The organism is Cupriavidus sp. 01L46 (assembly GCF_056399905.1).
Genome location: NZ_JBFTSF010000001.1, coordinates 159,058 through 177,209 on the forward strand (window position 1 = coordinate 159,058; position 18,152 = coordinate 177,209).

Annotated in this window: 16 protein-coding genes; 11 read left to right on the forward strand and 5 right to left on the reverse strand. The window is 66.6% G+C overall.

The annotated features are described in order from the left end of the window. The first annotated feature begins 340 nt into the window (after positions 1-340). The 3 genes from AC1DS3_RS00680 (at position 341) to AC1DS3_RS00690 (ending at position 4,623) form a co-directional block, all read left to right on the forward strand. Positions 341-2,395: an ATP-binding protein gene (locus AC1DS3_RS00680; protein WP_441632648.1), complete on the forward strand. Its 2,055-nt coding sequence runs from the start codon at positions 341-343 to the stop codon at positions 2,393-2,395. Beyond that, positions 2,392-4,038: an EAL domain-containing protein gene (locus AC1DS3_RS00685; protein WP_441632650.1), complete on the forward strand. Its 1,647-nt coding sequence runs from the start codon at positions 2,392-2,394 to the stop codon at positions 4,036-4,038. Before AC1DS3_RS00680 ends, AC1DS3_RS00685 begins: the two co-directional genes overlap by 4 nt. 408 nt (positions 4,039-4,446) lie before the next feature. Then, a complete protein-coding gene (locus tag AC1DS3_RS00690) occupies positions 4,447-4,623 on the forward strand; it encodes a CsbD family protein (RefSeq protein WP_441632652.1) in 177 nt (58 codons plus the stop codon). 99 nt (positions 4,624-4,722) lie between these two features. Here AC1DS3_RS00690 and AC1DS3_RS00695 read toward each other — a convergent pair whose 3' ends face one another. Continuing rightward, on the reverse strand, positions 4,723-4,905 hold the full coding sequence (locus tag AC1DS3_RS00695) for a hypothetical protein (RefSeq protein ID WP_441632654.1): 183 nt from the start codon (positions 4,903-4,905) through the stop codon (positions 4,723-4,725). Positions 4,906-5,313: 408 nt separating this feature from the next. Between AC1DS3_RS00695 and AC1DS3_RS00700 the strand changes: the two genes are divergently transcribed. After that, positions 5,314-6,021 (forward strand): phosphoribosyltransferase, encoded by a 708-nt coding sequence (locus AC1DS3_RS00700; RefSeq protein ID WP_441632656.1) that lies wholly within the window; start codon positions 5,314-5,316, stop codon positions 6,019-6,021. Positions 6,022-6,085: 64 nt separating this feature from the next. On the opposite strand, the gene AC1DS3_RS00705 is transcribed toward AC1DS3_RS00700, so the two are convergent. The 4 genes from AC1DS3_RS00705 to AC1DS3_RS00720 are packed head-to-tail and all read right to left on the reverse strand — an operon-like array spanning position 6,086 to position 9,754. Further along, the gene (locus AC1DS3_RS00705; RefSeq protein WP_441632658.1) at positions 6,086-6,598 is read right to left on the reverse strand and encodes a LeuD/DmdB family oxidoreductase small subunit; all 513 of its coding nucleotides are present in this window, start codon (positions 6,596-6,598) and stop codon (positions 6,086-6,088) included. Then, on the reverse strand, positions 6,595-7,902 hold the full coding sequence (locus tag AC1DS3_RS00710; protein WP_441632660.1) for a 3-isopropylmalate dehydratase large subunit: 1,308 nt from the start codon (positions 7,900-7,902) through the stop codon (positions 6,595-6,597). Before AC1DS3_RS00710 ends, AC1DS3_RS00705 begins: the two co-directional genes overlap by 4 nt. Then, positions 7,899-8,924 carry a tripartite tricarboxylate transporter substrate binding protein gene (locus AC1DS3_RS00715; protein ID WP_441632662.1) on the reverse strand — a complete coding sequence of 342 codons (1,026 nt, stop codon included), beginning with the start codon at positions 8,922-8,924 and terminating at the stop codon, positions 7,899-7,901. The genes AC1DS3_RS00710 and AC1DS3_RS00715 overlap by 4 nt, the downstream gene beginning before the upstream one ends. 50 nt (positions 8,925-8,974) lie before the next feature. After that, on the reverse strand, positions 8,975-9,754 hold the full coding sequence (locus AC1DS3_RS00720; RefSeq protein ID WP_441632664.1) for a GntR family transcriptional regulator: 780 nt from the start codon (positions 9,752-9,754) through the stop codon (positions 8,975-8,977). Positions 9,755-10,416: 662 nt separating this feature from the next. Between AC1DS3_RS00720 and AC1DS3_RS00725 the strand changes: the two genes are divergently transcribed. The 7 genes from AC1DS3_RS00725 to AC1DS3_RS00755 all read left to right on the forward strand — a co-directional run bounded on the left by AC1DS3_RS00725 (position 10,417) and on the right by AC1DS3_RS00755 (position 18,147). Next, positions 10,417-11,865, forward strand: coding sequence for a hypothetical protein (locus AC1DS3_RS00725; protein ID WP_441632666.1), 1,449 nt, complete (start codon positions 10,417-10,419; stop codon positions 11,863-11,865). A 197-nt stretch (positions 11,866-12,062) separates the two neighbouring features. Then, positions 12,063-12,512, forward strand: a complete 450-nt coding sequence (locus AC1DS3_RS00730; RefSeq protein WP_441632855.1) for a hypothetical protein — start codon at positions 12,063-12,065, stop codon at positions 12,510-12,512. After that, a complete protein-coding gene (locus AC1DS3_RS00735) occupies positions 12,509-13,204 on the forward strand; it encodes a C39 family peptidase (protein ID WP_441632668.1) in 696 nt (231 codons plus the stop codon). The genes AC1DS3_RS00730 and AC1DS3_RS00735 overlap by 4 nt, the downstream gene beginning before the upstream one ends. A 10-nt stretch (positions 13,205-13,214) precedes the next feature. Further along, positions 13,215-14,480, forward strand: a complete 1,266-nt coding sequence (locus AC1DS3_RS00740) for a hypothetical protein (RefSeq protein WP_441632670.1) — start codon at positions 13,215-13,217, stop codon at positions 14,478-14,480. 105 nt (positions 14,481-14,585) lie between these two features. Further along, on the forward strand, positions 14,586-16,022 hold the full coding sequence (locus AC1DS3_RS00745; RefSeq protein WP_441632672.1) for an acetate kinase: 1,437 nt from the start codon (positions 14,586-14,588) through the stop codon (positions 16,020-16,022). 242 nt (positions 16,023-16,264) lie between these two features. Beyond that, a complete protein-coding gene (locus AC1DS3_RS00750) occupies positions 16,265-16,777 on the forward strand; it encodes a DUF1269 domain-containing protein (RefSeq protein ID WP_441632674.1) in 513 nt (170 codons plus the stop codon). Between the two features lie 233 nt (positions 16,778-17,010). After that, positions 17,011-18,147, forward strand: coding sequence for an ABC transporter substrate-binding protein (locus AC1DS3_RS00755; RefSeq protein WP_477126541.1), 1,137 nt, complete (start codon positions 17,011-17,013; stop codon positions 18,145-18,147). Positions 18,148-18,152 lie beyond the last annotated feature (5 nt).

Below are 18,152 nucleotides of genomic sequence, written 5' to 3' on the forward strand. Positions count from 1 at the left end.
GCGTTACGTATCGTATTGTTTTCATTATTCTTCGGAAAGCTGCCTAAGCGCAACTTAATGCCAGGAAGACACGCAATTATGATAAAGCCTCGCTGAACCGTTGAAGTTAACGCTTCGCGATGCACCTGGCCGGCTACGCCGGATGTCCCGGGGCGATGGGCCAGTGCGAGCGGACTGGCGCAGCCGAATAGATCATACTGTGAAGTTTTGCCGCAAGCAGGCTGCCTTCAGGCAGCGGCACCCGGGGGGGTGCGCGGGGCGCACGCACGCGCGGACTAGTATCGAAGGCTGCGATTCACGGCTGTGATGAACAATATATTCGTTTTTTGGTAGCTTTCCCATGAGGCTGGAAATCTACCGACAGGCATTGGCAGGTGCGCATCGCTCCGCGAGACACCCGTTCTGGTCAGGCATTGTCATCGTGGCCTGCATCTGGTGCGCGCTCGCCGGCTTGGGGCTATGGGACCGCGAAGCCGAATTGCGGCACGTGCATGCTGGCCTGGCCCGCGTGGCCGGGCTGCTCGGCGAGCACGCCGAGCGCACGCTGGCCGAGGCCGACCAGATCGCGTCGCTCGTTGGTGGCGCGGTGGTGGAGCGCGGGCCCGCGTTGCCGCTGGCGCAATGGAAGCGTGGCGGCTACCTTGCCATCGACCCCTTTCTCGAGGTATCCGTGCTCGACCGCGCCGGCAGGCTGCGTGCATCCACCAGCGCTGGCTTCGAGTCGCTGGACCTGAGCGACCGCCAGTATTTCCGCGTACACGAGAGCCGCGCGCTGCCGTCGCTGTATGTCGGCATGCCGCTTGTCGGGCGTGTCAGCGGCCGCTGGTCCGTGCAACTGTCCCGGGGTATCGCGGGCGCCAAGGATGGCCGCTTCGCGGGCGTGGTGGTGGTGTCGCTCGACCCCGGCGACCTGTCGCGGGTCTACGCCAAGGCGGGCCTGGGGGATTCCGGCACTGTGCTGCTGGCGGGCACGGACGACTTCGTGGTGCGCGCGCGCTGGAGCCAGGAAAGCAGCCAGCCAGGGCAGGTGCTGATGCCCGGCTCCGCGTTGCGCGGGGCGCTGGCCAGCGCGCAGGACAGCCTCATCACGGCCGTCGGCGGGTTGGATGGCGTTCGCCGCATCTACGCCATCCAGCGCTTGCCGGGGCGCAATCTCGCGGTGCTGGCAGGTATCAGCAGCGATGCGGCCCTTGCCAGCTATCACGACCGCTTGCGCGCTGGGATCGCGATCGCCGGCATGGTCACCGTACTGGTGATGTTCTTCCAGGTCAGGCAGTTCGTCGCGCTGGGCCAGCTCGCCGCGCTGGCCGACCGCGAGACCGTGGTGCGCGATATCCTGGCCGAGAAGAAGCAGCATTTGCGCGGGCTGTTTCTGGCCATGCCCGACGGTGTGGCGGTGTTTGGCCGCGATCGTGTGATCGACGAGACCAATACCGCGCTGTGCGAACTGCTAGGCGTGCCGTTGTCGCGGCTGCGCGGCGCCACGCAACGCGAGTTTGTCCACTGGCTCTACCGCGGCCGGCGTGCGGCGCGGCAGGCCTGCCGTGCCGAGCAGCTCCTGGCGGAGCTGGACCGGGCCGAGCCGGCCGGGGAGTTTGCCGGCATCGTCGAGTTCGACATGGCGGTGTCGCCCGCCTACGAGGTGCGCATCGTGCATGCGGCCAGCGGCGGCGGCCTGGTGCTGGTGCTGCGCGACGTGACGACGCAACTGCGCCATGACCGCATGAAATCCCATTTTGTCTCCGCGGCCGCGCATGAGCTCAAGGCGCCCGTGGCGGGCATTGCTGGCTATGCCGAACTGCTGAGTGCCGATGTGGTGCCGGTGGAGCGGCGCAGCGGCATTTATCATGCCATCCACGCCCGCGCCAGCCAGCTCAATGCGCTGTTGTCCGACCTGCTCGACCTGGCCCGCATCGAAGCGCGCAGCAGCGGCATGCTCGAGCGTGAACGCGTGGAGGTGGCCACGCTCGTGCGCGAAACGGTGGCGGGCGAGTTCGCCGAAGCCGGCAGGGTGCGCGTGATCGATGCCGGCGTGCCGCTGCACGTTTTGGCGGACCGCGCGCAATTGACACAGGCGGTACGCAACCTGATAGAAAATGCGCTGAAGTATTCTGACGGGAAAGACGAAGTTACCGTCACGGTCGAGCCCCTGCCGCTAGAGCAGGAAAAGGTCTCGGTCAGGGTCGAGGATCGGGGTATCGGCATGACGAAGGAAGAAGCGGGCATGGCGTTCGACAATTTTTACCGGGCCAACCGGCAGGGCAATACAACGGGGAACGGCCTGGGCCTGGCGATCGTGCGCGAGATCGTGGCGGCGCATCAGGGGCAGATCACGCTTGCCAGTGAGATCGGCAAGGGCACCATCGTCACCCTCAGCCTGCCGGCGGCAATATGAAGCGCTGTCTGCGGGAAGAAGCCGGCCGCGCGGGGGCGCGGCGGCCCGCCGTGCTGGCGGCGTTGCTTGCCACCGGCCTAGCGCTATGGCTGAGCGCGATGCTGGCCGCGCACGATGCGCGCGAGCGCGTGGAGCGCATGTCGTCGGCGGTGCGCGACAACCTCGAACTCGCGCTGGCCGATACGCTTGACATTGCCTACCGGGACCGCGCGCTGGCAGGCGCACCCTGCCGCGGCGTGGCGCGCCAGTTGCAGGAGCAGGTTGCCTACACCGCCTATATCCGCGATGTGGTGCTGGTGGCGCGCGGCATGCGCTATTGCTCGGCGGTGCGTGGCGAGATCGCGACCCCGCTGGGCGAGCTGCTGAACTGGCGGCCCGGGTTGCAGTACCACCTTGCCAAACCCCATCGCGGCAGCAGCATGGCGCTCGCCGTGTTCTTAGGCACCGTCCCGGGCAGCGGCGTACTGGTCTGGGTGGAGGGGCGTTACCTGGCCGACATGGTGCAGTCGGCGGGCAAGCTGGGATTTCCCGGTATCGAGATCGAGGTGGCGGGCACACGCTTCATGCTCAGCGGCGGCGCTGGCGATGAAATGGGCGACGCGGGCGAGCCTGCCGTCGCCCCAACCCTGGTGCGGCGTGATGACGCCGGGCAGGGCGCGCACGGCATTGTCGACATCCGGCCACTGGCGGGACACCCGATCACCGTCATCGCGAGCGCGCCGCACGGCCTGGTGCTGCAAAAATGCCTCAAGTACATGGTGCTGCCACCGCTGGCCGCGGGCATCGCCGCGCTGGTGGTGCTGGGGCTGCATTCGCGCCGGGCGGCGCGCCGCTCCGTTGCCGCGGACATGCAGCGCGGGCTGCGCAATGGCGAATTCGTGCCTTACTACCAACCGCTGGTCGATCTCGAAAGCGGGCTGTGCGCGGGGGTGGAAGTGCTGGCACGCTGGGCACACCCGCGGCGCGGCTTGCTCGAGGCGGAGCATTTCATCCCGGCCATCGAGCAACAGCATCTGGCGGTCGCGCTGACGCTGAACCTGATCCCTCGCGTGCTGCGCGATCTCGAGTCGCTGGCGTTGCCGCCCGCGTTCCATCTCGCCTTCAACGTCACCAGCGAGCACTTCGACGATGCGGGCTTCTGGGCCGAAGACTCGCCGCTGTTCGCGCTGCTGCGGGCCAACGTGACCCCGGTGCTGGAAATCACGGAGCGCGATGCCGTCTCGCTCGTGGAGCACCAGCGCAGTGCGATCCAGCGCGCCAAGGCACGCGGCATCAAGCTGGCGGTGGACGACTTCGGCACCGGCTATTGCGGGCTGGCCTACTTCAAGCAATTCGAGGTGGACTTCCTCAAGCTCGATCGCATCTTTGTGCAGGCCGATCCTGGCGACAAGGTGAGCGGGCAGATTGTCGACGTCACCATCAACTTTGCCCACGCCCTGGATCTGGCGGTGGTGGCTGAAGGCATCGAATGCGAGGCGCAGCGCGCGTGGCTGGCGGGCAAGGGCGTGCGCCTGGGGCAGGGCTATCACTTCGCGCGCCCGCTGACGCGGGCCGGGCTATGCGAGTGGCTGCCCGCGCATCTCGAGCGCGGCACGCCGGCAGCGTTGCCCGGCAGCAGCCTGGGTGTGCCGGAGCGCGTCTGATCCTGTTCCGCCTGACCGGTCTTTGCGCAAATATGAAACATCCCCCCCCTATTTTTAATTGATAAAAATGATATAGAATCCGCGTGTAGCCTTACTTTCCCCGTCGGGCTATGCGCCTCCCTGCTGGTATCTCCTTGCCGGCCAGCGCCTCGTGTTCCCACGCGAGGCGCTCTTTTGATTTCCCAGCGGATTTCCCTGTCTCCCGGACGGCCGGGCCTCGTTCGCGTGGGCATTCGTCCTACAGGGCTTACAGCCGCCACCTGACACGCAAAGCCGCCGCGGCTGCCTAAGCTGATCTCAGCGCCCTCCTGTCCATGCATGTGGACACGGCGCGGGCACGGCGAGATTGCCGGCCGCGCCGCCGGAGGGCGATTCATTCCTGTACCGTCGCTAAAACTGGAGCTGACCATGAACAAGGATCAAGTGAAGGGCCGTATCGAGGAAGCCAAGGGCAAGGTGAAGGAAGTTGCCGGGAAGATGACCGGCAGCGTCAGTACCGAGATCAAAGGCAAGGCGGAGCAGATCGCCGGCAAGACGCAGGCCGCCTATGGTGACGCCAAGGAAGACGCCAAGCGTGGCCGCTAGCGCGTGAGCGCCATGGCGCAATGGAAAACGCCGCGGATGCCCGGGGTCATGCGACCTGGGGCATCCGCGGCGTTGCTGCATTCAGCGGTTCAGAGCGGCTTAGCTGAAGCACTCGTTGTAGAAGCGAGTGGCCGTGCCCACCGGCCGGAACGTATACGGCAGCTCGGCAAGCGCCGCTGCGTCGAGCGAGCCGTATGGGATATCGAGGCCGAGGCCGCTGGCGTCAGTAAACGCCTGTTCCTTGCGCTGGGTGTCGTGCGTGGATTTGTGATGCGTGCTCATGTGCGTTCTCGCTGAGTCTGACTGGCGTGCCACGCGGTGATGCCTCGTGGCTGGCGCTGGTGAAATGGCGATCCCTGTGGCTGCCATCGATGCGGGCCATCTTAGCTAAACGCGCCGGAAAGATAATCCGGCCCTGGCAAAATACACTGTTGCGCAATCCCATCCAATGGTGCGCGGGCCGAGGCGCCGCCAGCACGTGGCGCGCTGATCGGGCATGCGTGGTGCCTTAGCCGTCCCATCCGGCATTCCTTTCCGGATTCCCTTTCCCCATCTCGATTCACCGGCCTTATCGGTCTATATTTGGCTAGTGCACGCGCACGCCGCGTTGCCTCGCTGCCGTGAGCGCGTGCCGGCACCGCTGCGGCACTGGCCTGCCCCGGCCCGACCGACCCACTGCAGGAGCCAGCCATGTCACGCTTCCCGCCGTTGCCGCCGTGCTTTGCCGATCGCCGCGAAGCCGGGGTCTTTCTTGGACGGCACCTGGCGGAACGCGGCTTTGGCGCCGCCGAGGCCGGCGAGGCGCCGTTGGTGCTGGCGCTGCCGCGCGGCGGTGTGCCGGTTGCCTTCGAGGTGGCGCGGATCCTTGAAGGACGGCTCGATATCCTGCTGGTCCGCAAGATCGGTGCTCCCGGCTATCCCGAGCTGGCGCTGGGCGCGGTGGTGGAGGGCGACGCTGCCGGCAGTGCGCCGCTGACGGTGGCCAACGACGATCCCTGGACGCGCCGCGCACGCGAAAGTGGTTCGTTCGATGCCGAGCGCGGCCGCCAGCTCGACGAGATCGGGCGGCGGCAGCGGCGTTATCGCGGTGATGCCTCGGTGCCGGCCATGGCTGGGCGCACCGTGATCGTGGTGGACGATGGCGTGGCAACCGGTGCCACCATGCGCGCCGCGCTGGAAGGCGTGCGCCGGGCGCAGGCAAAGCGGGTGGTGGCGGCCGTGCCAGTGGCCTCCATCGAGGGCGAAGCCAGCCTGCGCGCATCGGCGGACGAGGTGATCTGCCTGAACGTGCCAGCCAGCTTTGGCGCCGTGGGCGCGTTCTACCTGGATTTCAGGCAGACCACCGATGAGGAAGTGATGGCCCTGCTGCGCCAGTACGCCTGCTGGCGCCCGGCTTGAGATTGCGCGGCTGCCTGCGCGGCTGCCTGTGCGGCTGCCTGTGCGGCTGCCTGTGCGGGCGCGTTTAGCGCTGCGCCGCCAGCCTGGCCCGCAAATGCGGCACCAGCCCGCCGGCCTGCAGCAGGGCACGCAGAAATTCGGGGATCGGCTCGCACGCCACGCGCTTGCCATCGGGCAGCATCAGGCAAGCCTGCGCAAGCTCGAGCCGCGCGGTGCCGCCATCCACCAGGTGTGTGACATCGGGGCAGATCAGCGCCGGCAGGCCCAGATTGATCGCATTGCGGTAGAACAGGCCGGCGAAAGACGGCGCGATCACCGCGGCCAGGCCGAGATGGCGCAGTGCCTGCGGCGCCTGCTCGCGCGAGGAACCCACGCCAAAATTACGCCCGGCCACCAGCAGGTCGCCGGGGCGCACCGTGGCTGGAAACTCGGGCCGCAGCCCGGCCAGGCAGTGGCGTGCAATCTCTTCGACACCGCCCTTCATATGGGCGCCGGGTGCCATCTGGTCGGTATCCACGTTGTCGCCAAAGCGCCAGATCCGGCCGCCCGGAAGGGGAGGGATGGGGGCTGGGCTCATGGCAGCAACCCGCGCGGGTCGGTGATGCTTCCGGTGACGGCGGACGCCGCCACGGTCAGCGGCGAAGCCAGCCAGACCGCGCTGCCGCTCTCGCCCATGCGGCCGGCAAAATTGCGCGCGGTCGAGGCGATGGCGCGGCTGTTGGCAGGAAAGCGGGAAGGGCCATAACCCGCGCACGCGTTGCACGCATTGGGCAGCAATTGCGCCCCGGCATCCAGCAGGATGGCCAGCGTGCCCTCGCTCTCGGCCTGGCGCTGGTCGCGCCGCGAGGCGGGCGCCACCTGCAGCGTGACCCCCGGCGCCACGCGCCGGCCGCGCAGCACGCTGGCAGCCATGCGCAGGTCCTCCAGCTTGGCGCCGGTGCAGGCCCCCAGGTAGGCGATGTCCACGCGCTGGCCGGCGGCCTGGTCGACCGGGCCGGTGTTGGCCGGCGAATGCGGCGCGGCCACCTGCGGCGCCAGCGCGGCCGCGTCGAAGCGGTGGTTCGCCAGCACTGGCGCGCCCGGCTCGGTGCGCCAGTGCGAGAGTGTGATGGCGTCGAGCGTCGCGGCGGGCACGCCGGCCTGCGCCAGCCAGGCCTGCGTGGTGGCGTCGGGCGCGATCAGGCCGGTCTGTGCGCCAAGCTCCGCGCTCATGTTGGCAAGCGTCATGCGTTCCTGCATGGGCAGGGCCATCACGGCCTCGCCGGTATATTCGATGGCTTCATAGCGCCCGCCGTCCAGTCCTAGCCGGCCACACAGGAACAGCATGATGTCCTTGGCGCAAACCCCGGCAGAGAGCCTGCCGTCCCATTGCAGGCGGATGGTATGCGGCACGCGCAACCAGATCTCGCCGGTGGCCAGCACGCCAGCCATCTCGGTCGCGCCGATGCCGAACATATAGGCCCCGAACGCGCCCCCGGTGGGGCTGTGGCTGTCGCCGCCCACGATGAAGCGTCCCGGCAGCACGTGGCCGTGTTCGGGCAATACCAGGTGGCAGATGCCTTCGCCGTCGATGAAGTGGGGCAAGCGCGCCTCGCGGACCCAGTCGCGGGTGAAACGCACGATGGCCTCTGCCTCGGGATCGGCCGCGGGCAGGTAGTGATCGGTCACCACCACATAGCGCTCCGGGTCCCACACTTTGGCGCCCAGTTCGCGCAGCAGCGGCGCCACCCGGCGCGGGCCGCTGGAATCGTGCGACATGGCCAGGTCCACCCGGCACGTCACGATGGTGCCCGGCGTGACCGTCTCCAGGCCGGCAGCCCGGGCAACCAGCTTCTGCGCCAACGTGGCCGGCGTGTGGGCGGGGCCGGCAAGCGGTCTCATTCCGGCGTGGCTCCCGAATACTTGACCACCTTGGCCCAGCGCTTGATGTCATTGCGCACGAAGGCGGCAAAGGCCTCTGGCGAATTGCCGACCGGTTGCGCGCCGTCGAGCTCCAGGCGCTTGCGCACCGCGGGTGCCTCAAGGCCCTTGCGGGCAGCCTGGTAGAGCGCCTGCAAGACGTCCGGCGGCAGGCCAGCGGGGCCGAACAGGCCGAACCAGGCGCTGGACTCGAACCCCTTGACGGTGGCGCCGATCGGTGCGACCCCGGGGAACTGCGGCAGCGGCGCCGGGCTGGTGACGCCAAGCACCTTGAGTTTCCCGGTCCTGACGTGCGGGAGCACGTTGAAGGTACTGGCGAACATCAGGTCGACCTGGCCCGAGAGCAGGTCGGTAATGGCCGGCGCGGTGCCCTTGTAGGGGATGTTGACGATGTAGGTGCCCGTCATCATCTTGAACATGTCGCCGGCCAGGTGCACGGACGAACCCACCGAGCCGATCGCAAAATTCAGCTTACCCGGCTGGCTCTTGGCCAGCTGGATCAATTCCGGGATGTTATTCGCGGGCAGGCTCGGCGAGGCAACCAGCACGCTGGGAACGGTCGCCACCAGCGTGATCGGCGTGAAATCCTGGACCGGGTCGAAGGGCAGCTTCTTGTACAGCGTGGCGTTGATGGTGTGGCTGGTGAAACTCATCAGCAAGGTGGTGCCGTCGGGTGCGCTCTTGGCGACCAGGTCGGCGGCGATATTGCCGCCGGCACCCGGGCGGTTTTCCACCAGCACAGGCTGGTCCAGCTCCCGGGACATCTCCTGGGCGATGGTGCGCGCCAGCGTGTCCGTGGTGCCGCCGGCGGGCGCCCCCACCAGGATGCGGATGGGTTTGCGCCCGGCCACCTGGGCGCGCGCTGACGGCGCCTGCGCAAGCAAGGCAAGGCTGGCGGCGCCGAGCAGCCCGCGCATTGCCTTGCGGCGCGAGGGGTGTGTGAGCGCTTGGGAGCGTGGTCGGCCCATGCGGGGTGCAGGCATCGCGGTTTCCTTCCAGGATGATCGTGAGCGTGCAGTATCGCTTGCTTTTCTTACTCGCGCAGCCCCGTTCGTGCTTCGCGCTCCACCCATACGTTGGCGCTGTCGCCGCCGGCGGGAGACAGCTCCATGCGGTACTCGTAGCGGTCCGGACGGTATTGGCCGAGCAGGAATTGCACCGGGCGGCCAGCCTTGTCCAGCACCACGCGGCGCACCGCCAGCAGCGCACCGCCTACCGGCACGTCCAGCAGCGGCGCTACCACCACGTCGGCCAGCCGGGCCGAGAGCGTTTGGGTGGCGCGCCCAAGCTGCACGCCCGCGGCCTCGAGCAGGCGCAGCATCGGCGTGATCTCGAGATCCTTGCGGTTCAGGCCGCGGCCCAGGTCGGCCGGCAGATAGGCCGTGATGTGCGACAGCGGGCGGCTGCCGTAGTGACGCACGCGCACCACCTTGACCACCGGGTCGCCCGGCTGCAGGCCAAGCGCTTCGGCGACTTCCGGGGTGGCATGCACATCGTCGATCGAGATCACCTTGACCGAGGTCTTCTGGCCCATGTCGATGATATTGTCGAGCAGGCTGCCGGGCCGGTCGCCGAGCGTGACCGGCTTGATCGGATGCGGGTTGACGAAGGTGCCAAGGCCACGGTGACGGCGTACCAACCCCTCCTGCACCAGGCGATCGAACACGCGCCGCATGGTCACGCGCGAGGCGTGAAACTGCTTGGCGAGGTCGATTTCACCGGGCAAGGGGCCTTGACCAAAGCGGCCTTCCACGATCTGTTGGCGTAGTACCACGTAAATCTGGTGATACAGGGGAACGACGGCTTCACTCATGGTTTCCCTTGTGATTGGGCGACAGGTTTGAATTAGCCTTAATGTACTTTAAATCAGACATAGAGCCTAGTCATGTTGCTGCATGTTGCTTATTAGTTGCTTAAACATTGCGAAGGCGTTGCGCGCGCGCACCGCATGGGCAGCATGCAGCGCAATCACCATACATTAAACCCCCTGCGCGGCAGGGCAACGCATGCCGTGCCTGACTGCAACGGCCGGGTGTCATCCGAAGGCTTGAGACCCGTCGCGAGCGGCGACCAGCGCACCGGCAGCGAGGCGTGTTTCATTCCTGATACAGCGCTTGCGGCCAAGGGTTTTCCTTAGGAACCCCGCTAAAGGCCTGATAGCAGGGAATTTTCGGCTGTCCCGGGGAAAGCCTGTCCATGCAGTGCGTCCGGCCGTGTCACAGCCGTGTGACATGTCGTGTGCGGTTCACAGCGGCGGCGCCCGCGCCCGTCGTCAGGAAGCTAGAGAAAGGCTGATTTGAAGGCTTTGTAGCCCTTGTGCTTCAAGGGATCGCGGGATTTGAGCCACTCCCTGGCACTGATTATGCGCAATGAGAGGCTGGTTTGGCGGAATGCCGGACCTGAGCCTCTGGCCGGCATTCTCCCCGAGTGCCGGTGCGAGGCTGAGCCGCTGTGACATCCTCCTGGGAGCTTTGTATGAAAAAGACCTTACTTGCGTCGGCGATTGCTTTAGCCCTTGGGGCTGGCGGTCAGGCCTGGGCCAATCCGACGAACAACAATAGCGCGAAATCATTTGGCAGTAACACACAAACGGCCACTGCAACTTCAACTCAGTCCGGTAGTGGCGCTGCGGCAAACGAGAACTCCACGGCGTGGCAGGATTCCAGCACTCACACCAAGGTAGACACCAAGACCTCGACGAAGAACACCACCGTTACCAAGACCAACGCCGATAACAAGGGCAAGGTCACCTTCGACGACGGCTATGGCAACGCTGGCGCCAACAACGGCAGCACGGCCACCGCCAACTTCAGCAACTCCTTCAACAGTAGCAAGGCCATCGCCATCAGCAAGCTGTCTGGCTCGGTGAGCGGCATCTCGATCGGCAATATCGGCAACGTTGCCACCAACAACGGCAATGCCAATGGCGGCGCCGGTGGCAAGGGCGGCGCTGGCTATGGCGGCACCGGCAAGGGCGGCACTGGTGGCAATGGCGGCAACAGCGGCAACGGCGGCAGCGGCGGCAGCGGCGGTTCGGCTACCAATGGCAGCGCCACTGCGGGCTATGCCTCCAATGGCAGCGCCAGTGCAGGCGACGGCGGCAATGGCGGCAAGGCCGTTGGCTGGGGCGGCGACGGCGGCAACGCCAGGGCGTCTGGTGGCGATTCGCTTGCTGGCAGTGCTGGCCTGGGTGGCAAGGGCGGCGGTGTCTACAGCGACGGCGGCGGCGCGCTTGGCGCGGCGAAGACGGGCGGCGGCGGCAAGGGCGGTAGCGCCGGCAGTGACGGCGGTGGCGCGCTTGCGGCAAGCGTTGGCCTCGGTGGCGACAGCAGAGCCAGGGGCAACAATGGAAGTGGTGGCAACGGCAGTGCCGGTACGGCTACTGCGGCTGGCGGCGCCTCAACGGCATCGGGTGGCTCCGGTGGCTCCAGTGGCTCTGGCACGGCTGTGGCGACCGGCGGCGCAGCCAGCGGCACGGGCGGCGCAGGCGGCTCGGGTAGCGGCGGCGCAGCGACCTCTACTGCCGGCGCAGCTAGCGGCACGGGCGGCGCGGGCGGAGCCCAAGCCAGCGTGGGCGGTAACGGCGGTGCAGGCGGCAGCGCGACCAATGGCGGCGCATCGACCATGGCCAGCAACGGCAGCGCAACGGCCGGCAACGGCGCGGTTGGTGCGGCATCCGGCGGCGGTGGCGCTGGCGGCGTGGGCATGGGCGGCACTGGTGGTACCGGTAATGGCGCAGTGGGTGGTGCCGGCGGTGCCGGCGGTAGCAACTCCGTCAATGCTGGCACCTTCAATATGTCCAACACCATGACCAGCGTTGGTCAGTCGGCGGCGGGCATCATGATCGCCAACCAAAACAGCGGCTTCGCTTCGCTGGTGCAACAAAGCGTCAACGTCCAGGCCAACCTGGCGGTCGGCAAGTAAGGCAAGTGCGCGGCGGTGGCGTGCGCAGCGGGTGGATGGCCCGCACGCACGTTCCGCCGGCACGGCTTGACTCCGGCAACTTAGGGCATTCCGGCGCGTTGCTCGTGTCCGGGATGCCCCATTCGACGAAGAGTCCACTCGTCTTTTGCGTGGCCGCCAGGATGGGGGCGGCATACGGAAGGCTGAAGGAGACACCAATGCGATCGGTCCGCTCCGCTGTCATCGCGATGACGACAGCAATCCTCGTTTGGCCAGGCCTGCAGGCCTGCGCCGAGCCGCAGCCCGCGGGGCCATCTGCCGCAGTGCCCGCGGCCAACACCGGCACCGCCACGGAACATAGCGCGGCGGCACCGGACCAAATACCTCCCGCGACCGCACGTGAGCGCGGCGTTCTCGCCGGTCTCGGCAAGCCTGTCGGCAGCGACAAACTGCAGGATATCCGTGGCGGCTCCGAACTCGTGGTCAATGACATGCGTCTGGCCGGCACGGTGGCGGATAACAGCGCCAACCGTGTGATCAGTGGCTCCAACAGCATTGCCGAAGGGTCTTTCGCCAGTGCCGCGGGTTTGCCTACCGTGATCCAGAACACGGGTTCCAATGTGCTGATCCAGAACGCGACCATCATTAACGTCCAGTTCAAGCCATGACGCTGCGCAAGCTGCTCTTGCAGGCCACGCTGCTGCTGGCTTCGGCCAGCGCACCGGTGGCCTGGGCCGACTACGCCGTCGTCACGGGCGATGGCGGCAACTACTACAACGTACGCGTGACCAGCCTCAAGGAGGCGCGGTACAAGACCACCATTCGCCAGCAATACGACTTCAGTTGCGGCTCCGCCGCCGTGGCGACACTGCTCACCTACCAGTATGGCTATCCGGTCAACGAGCAGACGGTGTTCCAGAACATGTACGTCAACGGCGACCAAGCCAAGATCCGGCAGGAGGGCTTTTCGCTGCTGGACATGAAACGCTTCCTGGAGTCGCGCGGCTTCCAGGCCGACGGCTATGAGCTGCCGCTTTCCAAGCTGGAGGAAACCCAGATCCCGGCCATCGTGCTGGTGATCGAAAACGGCTACCACCATTTCGTTGTGGTCAAGGGCGTGCACGGCAACCGCGTGCTGGTCGGAGATCCGGCGCTGGGCACGCGCGCGCTGTCGCGCGAGCACTTCGAGCAGATCTGGGACAGCCATTTGCTGTTCGTCATTCACAACCGCGAGGAATCGGCGCGGTTCAATCTCGCGGCCGACTGGCGCATAGCGCCAAGCGGCCCTTATTCGATGGGCATCAACCGGGATAGTCTGTTCTTCACCGTCATGCCTTCGCATGGCGGTAGCGATTTCTAAGGAACGTACCATGTTCCAGACATCCTCAAAGCCAGCGCAGCGCCGCCGCCGCGGCCGGGCCGGTTCGGCCACCGCGGTGGTGTTGCTTGGCGCTGGCCTGGCCTGCGCCGGGCAAGCGCGGGCCGACGAAGGCACCGGGATCGAGGCGCTCGACTTGCATAGCGAGTCCGGGCCCGCTGGCCTTGCCGCAGCGCCGGCCGTGCCGGAGCAATCCAATAGCCGGACCGATAGCCGGACCGATAACCCCTACCTGGCTGCCGCGCTCGGCAGCATGGCCGGCCGGACGCCGGCCCAGCAAGAACCCATTGCGGCGCCCCTGGCGGACCACCCCGCCGAAGCCGCACCGAATGCCGCGCCGGATGCCGCGACAGATAGCAGCGGCGCGCTCGAGGCCGCATCCGGGCCATCCGGTCCATTGAATACCAAGGATCTCCAGGCCCCGGCACCACCGCCGGCGGCGCCGTCCGACACGGTTGCCTGGAAGCCGGTGGCGGATGAACACCTGCAAGACCTGCGCGGCGGCTTTGCCGCAGCCGCGCGTCCGGCCGCCGAGCCGTCCGGCGACCCCGCCATCGCGACGCCTGCAGCCGTGCGCGCGCAAGCACCGGCACCGCAGGTGCACGCGGCTCGCACCACCATGGCGAGCTGGAAACCCGTGGCGCAGGAGCGCCTGGATGACCTGCGTGGCGGCTTCGACGTTGGCGGCGGGCTACAGGTTTCGTTCGGTATCGAACGCTCCGTGCTCATCAACGGTGCGTTGGTGGTGTCAACCAGTCTTACTATTCCCGATGTGAGCCGCATCACCGCCGATCAGGCGACACGGTTGGCCGCGGCACTCGGTGTGGCGACCGGCGCCGGGGCGGCGGCGGCCACGGCCGTGGGCAACGCGCTGGCTTCCAATCCCGTGACTGCCGGCACCAGCGGGGCCAACGGCAGCAGCGCAGCAGGAGGCAGCAGTAGCAGTACCGGCACCAGTGTCAGCGCCAGCGCGGGCACCGTGGTGACCAGCCTGCCGGCGACAGCGATCGCGGCGGCCGGTGCCACGGTAACCACTAACGGTGTGCTGAGCCTGATCCAGAACGGGCCGGGCAATAGCGCCGCGGCGAGCATGCTGGCCGGTGCGCCGGTGACGGTGATTCAGAACACGTTGAACAATCAATCGATCCAGAACCTGGTGACCATCAACGCAGGGGTTAACACCTTGCAGGCATTCCGCGCCCAGGTGGCCAACGCGACGTTGAACAGTGCATTGCTCAGTGCAGCCGGCAGGCATTGAAGACGGACGACTGGCAGCAAGTTGCGCAAAGAGAGAGGCAGTATGGGTTAAGCAGGTTGCGGACTCCTGTACGAGGGAGTCCGCCGTCCGGGGGAGGAAGGCGAAATGAAAAAAGGGTCGCTGCGAGGCATCCGGCAGGCCGGGTGTTCGACATTGCTGTTGCTGGGCGGGATGGCACAGGGCCAGACCCCCCCCGATGAAGGACCAGCCGCGGCAAAGCTGGAAGCGCTAAAGCGGGAGGTGACCGAGCAGGCCGCCACCCTGGAGCAGATGAAGCGCTCGATGGCGGAGCAGGAGGCCACCATCCGCGAGTTGCGCAGCGTGCTGGGCACCGACGTGCTGGCAAGAAAGCGCGGCGGCCAGCGCGCGCCTGGCACTGGCGGCGTGACCCCAGGAGATACCGCCACCAATGCCGCCGCCGCCGCTGCCGGCTCGGCGGGCACGCAAGGCTTGCCCAATACCAACAACCTGCCGCAAGCCAGCGACAGTCCCCCTAACAACAACCAGAGCGGTGCGCAGGACAGCACCCAGATGGCCGTCGCCGGCGACGAGCAGCCGGTGGGCAAACCCCCCGAGGCCAACACGGCCCCGCCTGCGATCGCGCCGATCTTCGACCAGCCCGGCGTGCTGACACCCCCTGGCAAGCTGGTGGTCGAGCCAAGCTTCCAGTACGGATATTCGTCCAGCAACCGGGTGGCGCTGGTTGGCTACACCATCATCCCCGCGATCCTGATCGGCCTGATCGATGTGCGCGAGGTCAAGACCTCGACCTACATCGAAGCCGTCGCGTTTCGCTACGGCCTCACCAAGCGCCTGGAGATCGAGGCCAAGGTGCCTTACGTGGAGAGTTCCGGCTCGACGATCAGCCGTGAAGTCTTCACCGGTACCGCGGTCGATAACGTCTTCAATGCCAGCGGCAGGGGGCTGGGCGACGTGGAAGCCACAGTGCGCTACCAGATCAATTACGGCAACGAGAAAATGCCGTACTTCATCGGCTGGCTGCGCTACAAGTCCGCCACCGGCAAGAGCCCCTTCGATGTGGTGACCGATTGCGTGACGCGCTGCGTGGGCAATACCACCGGCACCGGCTTGCCGCTGGGGCTGCCCACGGGTACCGGCTTCCAGGCGATCCAGCCAGGCATTACGTGGTTGTTGCCGACCGACCCGGCGGTGTTTTTCGGCACCTTCAGCTATCTGCACAATTTCGCGCGGGACAATGTCAGCCGCACGGTACTGAACGGGCAACAGGAGTCGCTTGGCAAGATCGCGCCGGGCGATATCTTCGGCTTCAATTTTGGTATCGGCCTCTCGCTCAACGAGCATGCCTCGTTCAGTATCGGCTACGACCAGAGCATCATCTGGCCGACCAAGCAGAACGGCTCGACGGTGCCGGGCTCGGTGCGGGTGACGCAAGGCACCTTGCTGGTGGGCTATTCCTATCGCTTCAACAGCCGGTACACGCTGAACGTATCGGTCGGCGCCGGGCTTACCACCGATACGCCAAACCTGACGGTAACCGTGCGCTTGCCGATCACATTCTGATGCAAGCGGCGCACTCGGACCGGAGGAAAACGGCGCGAGGTGACGCGTGGGCGGCATCGCTGCGATGTTGCCTTGCGCTCCCCCCGCGACTGGCGTACAAATGAAAAAACCCGTCCCCAGGGCGGATACGGATGCACCTCCACCATCTGGCTTGGCATGGTTGCGTGAAGGCGACTCCGCATGCACACCGCTGCCGGGATAGTCCGAAACGGCCTGACGTGGCCTGAAGCGAGGAGAGAGTCATGCGCAAACGTATCTTCTGGTTGTTGCCCGATCTGGTGAGTGCTCGCCGCACCATGGACGACCTGCTGCTGGCTCGCATCGAGAACAGCCACATCCACTTTGTCGCGCGCGATGGCGCCGATATGAGCGGCTTGCATGAAGCCAACCTGTTCCAGACTTCCGATATCGTCCATGCCGCCGAGATGGGGCTGATGGTGGGTGGCGGCATTGGCATCGTGGCGGGCGCGCTGGTGGCGATGTTCCCGATTGTCAGCGAGACCCCGCAATGGGGCCTGGTCGGCGTGCTGGCGGTGCTGGGCGCGGTGTTCGGCGCCTGGGCGTCCAGCATGATCGGCTGCTCCGCGCCCAACAGCCGGCACAAGGCTTTCGAAAAGGACATCGAGGAAGGCAAGATCCTGCTGATGGTGGACGTGCCGCGTGGCCGCGTCGAGGAAATCGAAGCGCTGCTGCAATCGGCACATCCGGAAGCCCGCTTCGCCGGGCTGGATCCGGCCGTACCCGCTTTTCCCTGAGTTCTCCCTTGCGCTTGCCCTGACGGGCAGGACTGCACCGTTGTCACGCCGAGGCTCGGCGGCCTGAGGGCCGCCTGCCCGGCGGGCCGGCGCCCGCTATTTCCCCTCCTGAGCCGCGTTCGCAACAGCGATTTGCCGAGTCGCCTTGCTTTGAGGTAATTTGCTTGTCGCCGCGCCTATCCGTGGCGCGCATGACAAAAGCAAAAGATTCGCAAACGAACGAGGGGTCGGAGATGAAGACAACATGGATAGCGTGCGGCCTGCTGGCCGCCACGCTGGGTGGGCTTGCGCCACTGGCACAGGCCGAGCAAGAGGTCACCAGGACCACCATCAAGATCGGGCAATCGGCCGGGGTGACCGGGCCGGTGGCGGGTTCGGTCAAAGAGCAGATCGCCGGGGCGCAGGTCTACCTGAAAACGGTCAATGCCAACGGTGGCGTGGGGGGACGGCGCATCGAGCTGGTGACGTACGACGACGGTTTCGACGCCAAGCGCACGCCCGACAATGTGCGCAAGCTGGTCCAGGAAGACAAGGTATTCGCGCTCTTCATGGTGCGCGGCACGCCGCAGAACGAAAGCATCCTGCCCATCGTCAACGCCGAGAAGGTGCCGCTGGTGGCGCCGCTGACCGGCGCCATCACCTTGCACCGCCCGGTCAACCGCTACGTGTTCAACGTACGTGCCAAGTACCAGGACGAGGTGGCCCGCGCAATCAACCATCTTGCCACTTCGGGCATGACCCGCATCGCCATCTTCTACGCCAACGACGGCTTTGGCCAGGACGTGTTCGAAGGCTTCAGCACCGCGCTGCAGGCGCGTGGCGTGCAGCCGGCGGCCAGTGCCTCGTTTGCGCGCCCGATGGGCGATATCCAGCCCGGTGTCGCTGCCATCAACAAGGCCAATCCGCAAGCGGTGCTGGTCATCGGCTCCGGCTCCGAGGCGGCGCGCCTGATCAAGGAGCTGCGCCGCGGCGGCAGCCAGGCGCAGTTCGTCACGCTGTCCAACAATGCTGCGGATTCCTTTATCAAGGAGCTCGGCGAGGATGCGCGCGGCTTGATCATCACGCAGGTGGTGCCAGGCACCAACTCTAGCCAGATGAGCATTGCCAGCGAATACCGCAGCCTGGCGCGGCAACAAGGCGTGGACCCGAGCAATGCCGGCATGGAAGGTTTCATGTCGGCCAAGGTGCTGGTGGAGGGCCTGCGCCGTGCCGGGCCGGACCTGACGCGCGAGCGGCTGGTCGGCGCGCTGGAGAGCCTGCGCGACTATGACCTCGGCGGCATCCTGATCAGCTACAGCCCGACGCGGCATACGGGTTCGTCGTTTGTCGAAATGTCGATCGTGTCGTCCACCGGCAAGCTGATCCGCTAGGCCCG

What these genes read in the sequence shown, in the direction of transcription:
- AC1DS3_RS00700 (WP_441632656.1), top strand. Translation starts at nt 5,314, where the DNA reads ATGTCACGCTTCCCGCCGTTGCCGCCGTGCTTTGCCGATCGCCGCGAA.
- AC1DS3_RS00745 (WP_441632672.1), top strand. Translation starts at nt 14,586, where the DNA reads ATGAAAAAAGGGTCGCTGCGAGGCATCCGGCAGGCCGGGTGTTCGACA.
- AC1DS3_RS00740 (WP_441632670.1), top strand. Translation starts at nt 13,215, where the DNA reads ATGTTCCAGACATCCTCAAAGCCAGCGCAGCGCCGCCGCCGCGGCCGG.
- AC1DS3_RS00725 (WP_441632666.1), top strand. Translation starts at nt 10,417, where the DNA reads ATGAAAAAGACCTTACTTGCGTCGGCGATTGCTTTAGCCCTTGGGGCT.
- AC1DS3_RS00735 (WP_441632668.1), top strand. Translation starts at nt 12,509, where the DNA reads ATGACGCTGCGCAAGCTGCTCTTGCAGGCCACGCTGCTGCTGGCTTCG.
- AC1DS3_RS00680 (WP_441632648.1), top strand. Translation starts at nt 341, where the DNA reads ATGAGGCTGGAAATCTACCGACAGGCATTGGCAGGTGCGCATCGCTCC.
- AC1DS3_RS00755 (WP_477126541.1), top strand. Translation starts at nt 17,011, where the DNA reads ATGAAGACAACATGGATAGCGTGCGGCCTGCTGGCCGCCACGCTGGGT.
- AC1DS3_RS00720 (WP_441632664.1), bottom strand. Translation starts at nt 9,754, where the DNA reads ATGAGTGAAGCCGTCGTTCCCCTGTATCACCAGATTTACGTGGTACTA.
- AC1DS3_RS00750 (WP_441632674.1), top strand. Translation starts at nt 16,265, where the DNA reads ATGCGCAAACGTATCTTCTGGTTGTTGCCCGATCTGGTGAGTGCTCGC.
- AC1DS3_RS00705 (WP_441632658.1), bottom strand. Translation starts at nt 6,598, where the DNA reads ATGAGCCCAGCCCCCATCCCTCCCCTTCCGGGCGGCCGGATCTGGCGC.
- AC1DS3_RS00730 (WP_441632855.1), top strand. Translation starts at nt 12,063, where the DNA reads ATGCGATCGGTCCGCTCCGCTGTCATCGCGATGACGACAGCAATCCTC.
- AC1DS3_RS00690 (WP_441632652.1), top strand. Translation starts at nt 4,447, where the DNA reads ATGAACAAGGATCAAGTGAAGGGCCGTATCGAGGAAGCCAAGGGCAAG.
- AC1DS3_RS00715 (WP_441632662.1), bottom strand. Translation starts at nt 8,924, where the DNA reads ATGCCTGCACCCCGCATGGGCCGACCACGCTCCCAAGCGCTCACACAC.
- AC1DS3_RS00695 (WP_441632654.1), bottom strand. Translation starts at nt 4,905, where the DNA reads ATGAGCACGCATCACAAATCCACGCACGACACCCAGCGCAAGGAACAG.
- AC1DS3_RS00685 (WP_441632650.1), top strand. Translation starts at nt 2,392, where the DNA reads ATGAAGCGCTGTCTGCGGGAAGAAGCCGGCCGCGCGGGGGCGCGGCGG.
- AC1DS3_RS00710 (WP_441632660.1), bottom strand. Translation starts at nt 7,902, where the DNA reads ATGAGACCGCTTGCCGGCCCCGCCCACACGCCGGCCACGTTGGCGCAG.